We start from the raw sequence: 1,509 nt of genomic DNA, 5'->3' as shown, positions 1-1,509 counted from the left end.
GCGGAAGACCCTCGCCCACGTCACTCGCGACCGACCGTCTCGCCGCAGCGACATCCCGTACCCGCACATCCCGCGGTCGACGCGCTCCGGCTCCCGACGTGTTCCCCACACCATCGCCAACAACCAGGCCCGCCGGCGCCGGTCCGCCACCCGCGTGGCAGCGACACATCTCGCACGACCCGCGCCAATGCGGCAATTCATGTCCACAACAAGCAGGAGGTTCCATCATGGTGGCAGTTGTCTTCGGCGCTCGCGGTAACGTCGGTCGTCATGTGGTCGATGGCCTGCTGGTCGCCGGTGAGCAGGTCAGAGCAGTCAGCAGGACCCCAGCCGCGGGCTTGACGCCTGGGTGCGAAGCAGTCGTCGCCGACCTGGAGCGTCCCGAGACGCTGCCCGCAGCGCTCGACGGTGCCGACAAGGTGTTCCTGTACGGAATGCTCGACCCCCAGAAGCCCTACGACATCGAGAAGGTCGCTGCGGCGGCCGCAGCCGCGGGGATCCGGCAGGTGGTTCTGCTCTCGTCGGTGTCCGTCGTCCCGGACCCCGACGCCGACCACCCGGTCGCCCGCCTGAACCGCACGATCGAGCAGGCCGTCCAACGGTCCGGCATGGACTGGACGTTCCTCAGGCCGGGGACATTCGCGGCCAACACCCGCACCTGGTGGGCCGAATCGATCCGCACTGACAACGTCGTCCGCCTTCCCTATCCGCTCGCACAGTCGGCACCGGTGCACGAGAAGGACATCGCGGCGCTGGCGGTGACCGCCCTGACCGAACCGGGCCACTCGCACCAGGCCTACACCATCTACGGGGCCGAGTCCCTGACCCTGCAACGCCAGGTCGAGCACATCGGCGAGGCCATCGGCCGTCATATCCGGGTTGAACACATCTCCGCCGAGCAGGCTCGCGCGGAAGTCGCCAGAACGATGCATCCGGTCGTGGCCGAGGCGATCGTGAGTCAGTGGGCCGCCGCCGACGGCGTCGTGGCCGTGACCTCCGTCATCGCCGAAAAGATCACCGGCGCTCCGGCACACACCTACGCCCAGTGGGCCGTCGACCACGCCGACGACTTCCGCTGAGCTTGTCGTGCCGACCAGCCACACGGGGCCCGGTCTGCTCGGCACCCTGGTTTCCGCCGCCCTGGCCACAGTGGTGGAACGCGCAGAGGCGCACCCACCCGGCCATGTCTTCACGGGACGCCCAGAACGGGGTTGACTGTGTCAATCTTCGTACTGAGATACAAAGCCACGGCCGGCCGCGGGGACGGCCGTGTTGGCTACCGGAGCTTGCCGGCACCGTCCGAGTTCCGGGAGAGCTGGGTCTCGATGCGCTGAAGGGCGGAGATGACCGTGGCGATCTCGTCGGCATCGGTGACAGTGCCGTCGAGCAGGCGACTCCAGGCCTCCCGCAGCCGTCTCAGGTCTTCCAGGGCCTCCCGGACACCGGACCCTCCGGAGTCTCGTCGCGGCGTTCGGGGTCGCTGAACTCCCGGACGAACAGCTCGATGCT

Annotated in this window: 1 protein-coding gene; it reads left to right on the top strand. The window is 68.5% G+C overall.

Going from position 1 to position 1,509, the window contains the following annotated elements:
• Nucleotides 1-227: 227 nt before the first annotated feature.
• Complete coding sequence (locus ACFU7Y_RS43885) at nucleotides 228-1,079, top strand: SDR family oxidoreductase (protein ID WP_380772057.1); 852 nt, start codon at nucleotides 228-230, stop codon at nucleotides 1,077-1,079.
• Nucleotides 1,080-1,509: the final 430 nt, after the last annotated feature.

Source organism: Kitasatospora sp. NPDC057542 (assembly GCF_042801945.1).
Taxonomy (GTDB): Bacteria; Actinomycetota; Actinomycetes; order Streptomycetales; family Streptomycetaceae; genus Kitasatospora.
This window is presented reverse-complemented; position numbering and strand designations above follow the sequence as displayed.

Coding starts and splice junctions, on each gene's coding strand:
- ACFU7Y_RS43885 (WP_380772057.1), top strand. CDS start 228: ATGGTGGCAGTTGTCTTCGGCGCTCGCGGTAACGTCGGTCGTCATGTG.